The organism is Bacillus sp. SG-1, assembly GCF_000181495.1.
Classification (GTDB): Bacteria; Bacillota; Bacilli; order Bacillales; family Bacillaceae_B; genus Rossellomorea.
In genome coordinates, this window is sequence record NZ_ABCF01000091.1 from 1 (window position 1) to 9136 (window position 9136).

Consider the following 9136-nt stretch of genomic DNA (forward strand, 5'->3'; position numbering starts at 1 on the left):
GAACTGGCATCAAGGTCTGAAACTTCCGATCAGTTCATGTCACTTCTGGTCAAGCATACACCGCACAAGCAGGCAGCGGCTCACTTCAATATGACTTATGGACAGCTTATGAAGCTTATGCGCGAAATCGAAAGTGAGATAGATGCGAAATTAAGAACGAAACTGAAAAAGGTTCAATGGATCGACTATACTGAGCAATTGAATTCCAGGACCCAAAGTAGAATGGATTTTCTATTACTCATATAAAATTTTTTAAGTGTTAAATCGTAATGATTACGAAATAAAACCTGGAAGGAAGAAAAGAAATGGCTAAAAAATCGAAAGTCGCTAAAGAAAGAAAACGCCAGGAGATTGTAGAACGATATGCAGAATTAAGAAGAGAACTTAAAGAAAAGGGTGACTATGAGGCACTAAAAAAACTTCCAAGAGATTCTTCTCCGACACGATTGAAGAATCGCTGTGAAGTCACAGGCCGGCCGCGCGGTTATCTGCGCAAGTTCAAAATGTCCCGGATTGCCTTCAGGGAGCTTGCACATAAAGGGCAGATTCCTGGCGTCAAGAAGTCCAGCTGGTAAAGGACTATGTACGATTGGATCATAATCGGCGGCGGAATTCACGGATGCACTGTTGCCGCTTATTTGTTAAAAAGCGGCAGGACCAGCATAGACAATATCCGGATTATTGACCCGCATGATGGGCCTCTCCACAACTGGAAACGAAATACGGAGAGGATTGGAATGGAATTTTTACGTTCTCCCTTTGTACATCATCTTGACGTTCATCCTTTCAGCTTGCAGAAAGCTGCAAAGTCGAAAGGGCCCCTAAACTTTTATGGCCGTTATAAACGCCCGTCACTATCATTGTTTAATGAACACAGTGATACGGTGCTGCACGAGACCAAGCTTGAAGATGCTTGGGTAAAAGGCCGTGTAGAAGATGTAACAAAAGAAAAGGAAACGTGGAAGGTGCACACAGAGACAGGTCGAGTAATCAATGGAAGAAACATCGTAATTTCCATTAGCCTAAGTGAACAGTTGAATATCCCTGAGTGGGCAGCCAAACTGCAAACAGAGTCTGAACATCGTATTCATCATATTTTTGATCCGGAATTGCCGGAGATGGTCAGCGAATCCATGCCGCTGATGGTAGTAGGCGGGGGCATAACCGCAGCTCATACAAGCATCAAGCTCAGCAGGCTTTTTCCAGGGAAGGTCACCGTTCTGAAGAGGCATCCATTTCGGGTTCATGATTTTGACAGCAATCCAGGCTGGCTCGGCCCAAAGAATATGGACTCTTTCTTGCAGTTGAAAGACTATGAAGAGCGCAGAGCTGCGATTGGGCAAGCAAGACACAGAGGCTCCATCACTGCCGAACTCCATGCAAGACTTAATAAACTCTCCAGGGAAGGTTCATTAACGATCGCAGATGGAGAAGTGGTCTCTGCAGAATCGGACCCTCAGGGAATCTCGCTGCTCCTCGACACAGATGTCAGGATCGAAGCGAAGTCCATTATTCTGGCAACGGGTTTCACCCCGACGATGCCGCAGCAGGAATGGCTGCAAAAACTCATTAAGCGGGAAAGGTTGAAATGTGCCAACTGCGGCTATCCAGTCGTGGAGCCTTCGCTGGAATGGTGCCCGCACCTCTATGTGACAGGTCCTCTGGCAGAGCTGGAAATCGGACCGGTATCGAGAAATATCGCCGGAGCTCGGAAGGCTGCTGAAAGGATTGTTTTAAATAGAATGTAAAAAGGGAGAGGCAGTACATGAGCAAAAGAGTGCCTGTAACCGTATTAAGCGGATATTTGGGATCAGGAAAAACCACCTTATTGAATCATATTTTAGCCAATAAGGAAAATAGAAAAATTGCTGTTATTGTTAACGACATGAGTGAAGTGAATATTGATGCTTCCCTCATCAAACAAGGAGGATTCTCACGGACGGAAGAGAAGATGGTCGAGCTTCAAAATGGATGTATCTGCTGTACCTTGCGTGAGGATTTAATGATTGAGGTAGAAAGGCTGGTGGAAAAGGGGGATATCGATAATATCGTCATTGAATCGACCGGTATCTCAGAACCTATTCCGGTAGCACAAACGTTCACTTACATAGATGAAGAGTCAGGAATCAATTTATCCCACCATTGCAGACTGGATGCAATGGTGACCGTGGTTGACGGAAATCGTTTCTGGCATGACTTTTCATCAGGTGAGAGCCTGCTCGAAAGAAAACAAGGAGCGGGAGAGGATGATAACAGGGAAGTAGTAGACCTGTTAATCGATCAAATAGAATTTGCGGATATCATTCTATTAAATAAAACAGATTTAATCAGCAATGAAACAAGGGATGAATTGCATGCTGCTCTGCAGAAGCTCAACCCGGAAGCGAAGATCATCAATACTGTGCAGTCCAGGGTGGAACTGAACAAAATATTGGATACGAATCTTTTTGATTTTGAGAAAGCCAGCCAGGCAGCGGGCTGGATCAAAGAGTTAAACGAAGAGCATATCCCAGAAACGGAAGAATACGGTATCACTTCTTTTGTATATAGAAGAAGAAAGCCATTCCATCCGGAAAGATGGGAAAGCTGGCTGGAAAAATGGCCGGAAGAAATTGTCCGGGCGAAGGGATTTTTCTGGCTTTCAGCACGCAATGACACAGCAGGTTTGTTATCACAGGCTGGCACATCCATCGTATTGCAGTCAGCGGGAAATTGGATCGCTTCTTATCCGGAATCAGAGCGGGAAGAAATCTTGAGACAGGAACCTGAATTGATGGGCAGATGGGATGAAACCTGGGGTGATCGTATGACAGAGATTGTATTCATTGGTATTGGCATGAATCGCCAATCCATTGAAAGCAGTTTGGATGGCTGCCTGCTGACAGATGAAGAAATGATGACTGACTGGTCCATGTTTGAGGATGGACTTCCTGTTTTTTAAATGGGATTCCTTTTAGATACAGAGGGTGACCGTTAATGAAATACATTCCTCGTACTTTGCATAGAGAACGAAAACACCTCCCGGTTAAAGGAGGTGTTTTCGTCTGTGTATTCGACATATATCGGGTGGTGCCTGGGACAAATAGCTATGCCTCTGTCACCTTTTTTCTTCTCTAACAGATAAAATCTCAACCTCTGCTCCATATTCTTTTCGGATGGTTTTTCTTGCTTCTATGGGTGTGCGGGCGGTAACGGATTTAGTTTGCGCGCCTTCTTTTAACTCAACTTCAACAAGAAAGCATTTTGAGCCGCATCTCATGGGAATCCCCCCATACAACTTAAATTTTAGTTACTCCTCCAAATGCTTGAGAGACTCATTTTACCTCATTGAGCTTTAAACGATAAGGACTTTTACCGTAAGCCGTGCGCATTGGGCTGTTTCCCGTGCGCCTTCCTGCATAACCCGTGCGTATATATGTATATTCGGCGCGTAAGCCTCATTCTCCCATACATACCACTTATTTTTCCCTTTTTTGATGTCATAAAGAAAGATAGTCCAGCCATTTACAATAAATTGAAACAAGTAATCATAAACACTGTCGGCTTTGTAATAGTAATAGTGTAGAAGTGGTATGTCCTGCTATCTATTTTTAAAGATTGTAGTCTTTTATATTACTAAAGTGGCGATTGTCGTGGAAGGCGTGAGACTTCCTGCGGGACTAGCGTGACGTCCAGTTCCAGCACCCAGCCCCTCGGGATCAAATAACCCGAAGAGAATAAAAGGAAAGACCGCCTTTTTTTCTCTTCGGAACATTTGCCTGTCGGGGCTAACCGGGGTGCTTCCACTTTTGATGACAGCCGAGGAGGCTCGATGCACGCCCCGCGGAGTCGCACGCCTGGAGCGGAAATCACTTCACAAGAGGCTAATTGATAATAAAGCAGAATCCCCACTACCACTGCCTTTTAATACAGTTTTTAAGATGATATAGTTTATTTATTAATAATCATTATAAATTAGTATTGACTTTTAACTGAGAGGTGTTATCATTTAATTGTAATTAATTTTAATAAGCTTATTCATAAGCTAATCATAATATTTTCTACTTATTTTATAGGAAGAGGGGAAATGAATATGGATACAAAAAATAACAACACTGGCGGCTGCCCGTTTCATCACGGAAGCATGACCAGCAACAATTCAGTCGGCACTACGAATAAAGATTGGTGGCCGAATCAGTTAAATTTGAACATCCTTCATCAGCATGATAAGAAGACGAACCCTATGGGGGAAGACTTTGACTATAGAGAAGAATTTCAGAAATTAGATTACGATGCGCTTAAGCAGGATCTTAGAGATCTAATGACAGACAGCCAGGATTGGTGGCCTGCCGATTACGGGCATTATGGACCATTCTTCATCCGTATGTCTTGGCACGCGGCAGGTACATATCGTACGGCTGACGGCCGCGGAGGCGGTGGAACGGGTGCACAGCGTTTCGCACCGCTGAACAGCTGGGCTGATAATGGCAACCTTGATAAAGCTCGTCGCCTGTTATGGCCGATCAAGCAAAAATACGGAAACAAGATTTCCTGGGCAGACTTATTGCTTCTGACAGGAAACGTTGCGATTGAATCCATGGGCGGCAAGACATTTGGTTTCGGAGGCGGACGTGCAGATATCTGGCATCCTGAGGAAGATATTTACTGGGGTTCTGAAAAAGAAATGCTTGGAGATAACCGTTACTCGGGTGACCGCGAGCTTGAGAATCCACTTGCTGCGGTTCAAATGGGTCTTATCTATGTAAACCCTGAAGGACCAAACGGTGTTCCTGATCCACTTGCAAGTGCCCGCGACATCCGCGAGACATTTGGCCGTATGGGAATGAATGATGAAGAAACCGTTGCCCTGACAGCTGGCGGACATACATTCGGTAAGGCCCACGGTGCTGGAGATCCTTCTCATGTTGGTGCGGATCCTGAAGCAGGTGAAATCGAGGCGCAAGGCTTTGGATGGGCAAGCACACATGGAACTGGAAAAGGCCGCGACACCATCACAAGTGGTATCGAAGGCGCTTGGACAGCTAACCCTACACAGTGGGATAATGGTTACTTCGATCTTCTGTTTGGATATGAGTGGGAGTTGACGAAGAGTCCTGCAGGCGCACATCAATGGGCCCCTGTAAATCCTAAAGAGGAAGACCTCGCGCCGGATGCAGAAGATGCAGCACAACGTGTTCCAACGATGATGACGACTGCCGATATGGCGATGCGTATGGATCCGACATATGAAAAAATCTCCCGCCGCTTCCACGAGAATCCGGAAGAGTTTGCAGATGCATTTGCTCGTGCTTGGTTTAAGCTTCTTCACCGTGACATGGGGCCGGTTTCAAGATATCTAGGTCCTGAAGTTCCGGAAGAAGAACTTATCTGGCAAGATCCTGTTCCTGCAGTTGATTATGAATTGACTGAGGAAGAAGTAGAAAAAATCAAAGTGATGATCCTGGATTCCGAACTTACAATCAGCGAGCTTGTCACAACAGCTTGGGCTTCAGCAAGTACTTTCCGTGGTTCTGATAACCGCGGCGGTGCAAATGGATCCCGCATCCGTCTTGCTCCACAGAAGGATTGGGAAGTCAACCAGCCTGAACAGCTTGCAAAAGTGCTGAATGTATTGGAAGGCATCCAAAGTCATCTTGATAAAAAAGTCAGCCTTGCCGACTTGATCGTACTTGGCGGAAGTGCTGCAGTAGAAAAAGCTGCCAGAGATGCCGGCTTTGAAGTAACGGTTCCGTTCACACCTGGACGCGGTGATGCAACACAAGAGCAAACTGATGCAGAAAGTTTTGAACCGATGGAGCCTATGGCTGACGGATTCCGTAACTATCAAAAGAAACAGTACAGCGTAAGCCCTGAAGAGCTTCTTGTGGACAAAGCGCAATTACTGAATCTTACTGCTCCGCAAATGACAGTTCTTGTAGGTGGTATGCGTGTCCTTGGTACGAACCACGGCGGCAGCCAGCATGGCGTGTTCACTGACAATGTAGGCACACTGACAAACGACTTCTTTGTTAACCTGCTTGACATGGGAGTAGAGTGGAAGCCAGTGGACGGAAAAGTCTACGAAGGACGTGACCGCAAGACAGGTGAAGTAGTTCGTACAGCAACAAGAGTTGACCTTGTATTTGGCTCAAACTCTGTCCTGCGTGCCATTGCCGAAGTGTATGCTCAAGATGATAACAAAGAAAAGTTCGTACGTGACTTTGTAGATGCTTGGGTAAAAGTAATGAACGCAGATCGCTTTGACCTTAAATAATATGAATAAAATCTGTTCCTGTCTATAGCAAACACTGTAGACAGGTGGCAGATCTGAAACAGCAGCTATTTGAATAAATGGCTAAATCTTAGCTATCTAACCATTCCTATATATTCTCAATTGAAACCTCTATATATATCGGGTATTCGTCCATTTATGGCGGATACCTTTTCTTTATCATCCCGTAATTAAGACATTTATTGAATCGTGAAAATACTTTACTAAACGAAAAGGGGGAATAGACGTGATACCTAATAAAAACGTATGTGAACATTGTCAGGCACCGATCAAAAAGCTGAAGCATAGCGTCATTTGCGGGTGTGGAAGCAGAATCACCGTTAAATAGATTGTGATGGGGGATGAGGGAAGGCTTGTCCCTCGTTATATCTTCCTGTCTACAACTGGACTGCTTAATAGTTTATTTTTTCATAATAAATAGAAAAGAACGGTTAAACTGACATCTCCTGAACATTAAGCTATAATAGAACGCGTTGTAACCACCCTTTATGGAAGAAAGGGGTTTTTTTGTGTGCTTACGTTACATGAAGTGACCAAAACGTTTTCAGGGTTTGGAGCCATTAAGTCAGTGTCCCTGACGATTGAAAATGGGGAGATCCATGGAATCATTGGAGCGAGCGGCGCTGGCAAGTCGACTCTTCTGAGGCTTATGAACTTGCTGGAAACCCCGGATGAAGGGGAAGTCGAAGTGAGCGAACAGCTTTTAACGAAGATGAACGGCAAAAAGCTCCGTGAAGCACGAAAATCCATCGGGATGATTTTTCAACATTTCAATCTTGTGGCCAACAAGACGGTGTATGAAAATGTAGTGGTGTCGTTGGAATTGGCGAACATTCCAAAGAAAGACCGCCGTGACCGGGTGATGGAGTGCCTTCGTTTTGTAGGCTTGGAGAGCTTCATGAATAAATATCCTGCACAATTGAGCGGGGGGCAGAAGCAGCGTGTGGCGATTGCCAGGGCTCTGGCCAATAAGCCGCAAGTTTTGCTGTGCGATGAACCGACGTCATCGCTTGACCCGAATACAACTGCTGACATTCTCGGTGTGCTGAATGAGATCAATAAAAGTCTCGGTGTCACAATTGTCATTGTCAGCCATGAGATGGACGTGATCAAGAGTATCTGCAATCGCGTTACAGTCATGGCCAACGGTGAGGTCTATGACACGGTGGAGAGCGAACCTAAAGGGATTGAGATGAGAGATGACAGCCCGGACTACTTTATAGAACAGCTGACAAAGGATGTGTGATAGATCATGCTGGATGTGTTAGTTCAATATGAAGCTGAAATTTGGCGGTCTATCGGAGAAACCTTTGTCATGGTCGGTGTTTCGATCATAGCAGCCGTTCTGGTAGGCCTGCCCGTCGGTACCCTGCTGTTTCTATGCAGAAAGGGCAACCTGCTTGAAAATCAGCTGGTTTTCTCGATACTGAACCTGCTGGTGAATGTCGTCCGTTCTTTTCCGTTCCTATTATTGGTCGTCTTTTTGATTCCTTTTACAAGGTTTGTCATCGGGACAGCCATCGGCACTGCCGCAGCGACCGTTCCGCTGGCGATCATAGCGATTGCACACTATTCACGTCTGGTGGAGCAATCTTTGATAGACGTACCCCGGGGCGTGATGGAAGCAGCTGTTTCAATGGGGGCTTCTGTGAGGGAAGTCATCTTCAAATTCATCTATGTGGAGGCTCGTTCGGGGCTTGTCCTTGGACTGACCACTTCGATCATCAGCTTCATTTCCTATTCGACGATCATGGGAGTAGTCGGAGGCGGCGGGATTGGTGACTTTGCCATCCGCTACGGCTATCAGCAATTCAAAACGGATCTCATGATTTATATGATCATCATCATGATCATCCTTGTGCAGCTTATCCAATTTATCGGAACGACTGCAGCAAGGGTGATAGATAAAAGATAAACAACAGGAGGAAACAAAATGAAAAAATTACTTTTACTCATGGCTGCACTTCTGCTGGTTCTGGCAGGCTGCGGTCAAAATAATGAACAAGCTCAACAAGAAGAACCTGCAAAAGATCAGGAGCAGGAAGAAGTGACATTAAAAGTAGCTTCACTGATTCCGCCAATGACGGAAATCCTTGAGCTGGTAAAGCCGAAGCTTGCTGAAGAAAACATCAACCTTGAAATGGTTGTCTTGGGAGACAATGTTCAGCCGAACACAGCTCTTGCATCTGAAGAAGTGGATGCAAACTTCTTCCAGCATGTTCCGTACATGGAGGAATTCAACCGTAACAACGATGCAAACCTTGTACCAGTAACACCGATTTACTTTGCTAACTATGGTGTGTATTCAAAAGAATACGCGTCAATGGACGAACTGCCTGAAGGCTCAGTGATTGCGATTGCCAATGACGTTTCCAACATCGACCGTTCATTGTCCCTGCTTGCTCAGCACGGAGTCATCACGTTAAAAGAAAAAGAAGATGTGTACTACACGCAAGCGGATATCATTGAAAATCCAAAGAATTATCAGTTTGAAGAAGTCGATTTGCTTATGCTTGCAAGAATGTATGATGACGCGGATGCGGTCGTCATGACACCGGCATATGCTGCTCCGCTTGGGTTGACTCCAAAAAGCGACGGTCTCCTGACGGAAGGCATCGAAAATGACTTTGCGATTACTTTGGTAGCACGTGAAGACAATGTGGACTCAGAGCCGATCCAAAAGTTGGCTGAAGCGATGACGAGTGAAGAAGTCCGCACATTCTTAGAAGAAAATTATGATGAAACGGCGATTCCGGCGTTTGAATAACTAACAGCAAAAAGGAGCTCATGATCTCAATGAGCTCCTTTTTTGGTGTGTAGACACTAGAATGATATTAAATGCCTTGATAAAGAGTGAAGCTGCTT

8 protein-coding genes and 1 pseudogene are annotated in these 9136 nt (G+C 45.2%); 8 read left to right on the forward strand and 1 reads right to left on the reverse strand.

The features are described 5' to 3' along the window. The 4 genes and pseudogenes from BSG1_RS21175 to BSG1_RS17745 form a co-directional block, all read left to right on the forward strand. Window positions 1–246, forward strand: a pseudogene (locus BSG1_RS21175) (hypothetical protein); the annotation flags it as partial. 59 nt (window positions 247–305) lie between these two features. Further along, window positions 306–575: a 30S ribosomal protein S14 gene (gene rpsN, locus BSG1_RS17735; protein ID WP_006838581.1), complete on the forward strand. Its 270-nt coding sequence runs from the start codon at window positions 306–308 to the stop codon at window positions 573–575. Window positions 576–581: 6 nt separating this feature from the next. Beyond that, complete coding sequence (locus tag BSG1_RS17740; RefSeq protein ID WP_006838582.1) at window positions 582–1748, forward strand: FAD/NAD(P)-binding protein; 1167 nt, start codon at window positions 582–584, stop codon at window positions 1746–1748. A 17-nt stretch (window positions 1749–1765) separates the two neighbouring features. Beyond that, complete coding sequence (locus tag BSG1_RS17745) at window positions 1766–2941, forward strand: GTP-binding protein (protein WP_006838583.1); 1176 nt, start codon at window positions 1766–1768, stop codon at window positions 2939–2941. A 156-nt stretch (window positions 2942–3097) separates the two neighbouring features. Here BSG1_RS17745 and BSG1_RS21180 read toward each other — a convergent pair whose 3' ends face one another. Then, window positions 3098–3259 (reverse strand): hypothetical protein, encoded by a 162-nt coding sequence (locus tag BSG1_RS21180; protein ID WP_006838584.1) that lies wholly within the window; start codon window positions 3257–3259, stop codon window positions 3098–3100. Between the two features lie 813 nt (window positions 3260–4072). Between BSG1_RS21180 and katG the strand changes: the two genes are divergently transcribed. The 4 genes from katG to BSG1_RS17765 all read left to right on the forward strand — a co-directional run bounded on the left by katG (window position 4073) and on the right by BSG1_RS17765 (window position 9038). Then, a complete protein-coding gene (katG, locus tag BSG1_RS17750; protein ID WP_044023124.1) occupies window positions 4073–6253 on the forward strand; it encodes a catalase/peroxidase HPI in 2181 nt (726 codons plus the stop codon). Between the two features lie 529 nt (window positions 6254–6782). Continuing rightward, window positions 6783–7517, forward strand: a complete 735-nt coding sequence (locus BSG1_RS17755) for a methionine ABC transporter ATP-binding protein (protein WP_006838587.1) — start codon at window positions 6783–6785, stop codon at window positions 7515–7517. Between the two features lie 6 nt (window positions 7518–7523). Beyond that, window positions 7524–8186, forward strand: coding sequence for a methionine ABC transporter permease (locus BSG1_RS17760; RefSeq protein ID WP_006838588.1), 663 nt, complete (start codon window positions 7524–7526; stop codon window positions 8184–8186). Between the two features lie 18 nt (window positions 8187–8204). Further along, complete coding sequence (locus BSG1_RS17765) at window positions 8205–9038, forward strand: MetQ/NlpA family ABC transporter substrate-binding protein (protein ID WP_006838589.1); 834 nt, start codon at window positions 8205–8207, stop codon at window positions 9036–9038. Window positions 9039–9136: the final 98 nt, after the last annotated feature.

Excerpts from the sequence above, each read along its gene's own strand:
- katG (WP_044023124.1), top strand. The coding sequence starts at position 4,073 with ATGGATACAAAAAATAACAACACTGGCGGCTGCCCGTTTCATCACGGA.
- BSG1_RS17740 (WP_006838582.1), top strand. The coding sequence starts at position 582 with ATGTACGATTGGATCATAATCGGCGGCGGAATTCACGGATGCACTGTT.
- BSG1_RS21180 (WP_006838584.1), bottom strand. The coding sequence starts at position 3,259 with ATGAGATGCGGCTCAAAATGCTTTCTTGTTGAAGTTGAGTTAAAAGAA.
- BSG1_RS17745 (WP_006838583.1), top strand. The coding sequence starts at position 1,766 with ATGAGCAAAAGAGTGCCTGTAACCGTATTAAGCGGATATTTGGGATCA.
- BSG1_RS17765 (WP_006838589.1), top strand. The coding sequence starts at position 8,205 with ATGAAAAAATTACTTTTACTCATGGCTGCACTTCTGCTGGTTCTGGCA.
- BSG1_RS17760 (WP_006838588.1), top strand. The coding sequence starts at position 7,524 with ATGCTGGATGTGTTAGTTCAATATGAAGCTGAAATTTGGCGGTCTATC.
- rpsN (WP_006838581.1), top strand. The coding sequence starts at position 306 with ATGGCTAAAAAATCGAAAGTCGCTAAAGAAAGAAAACGCCAGGAGATT.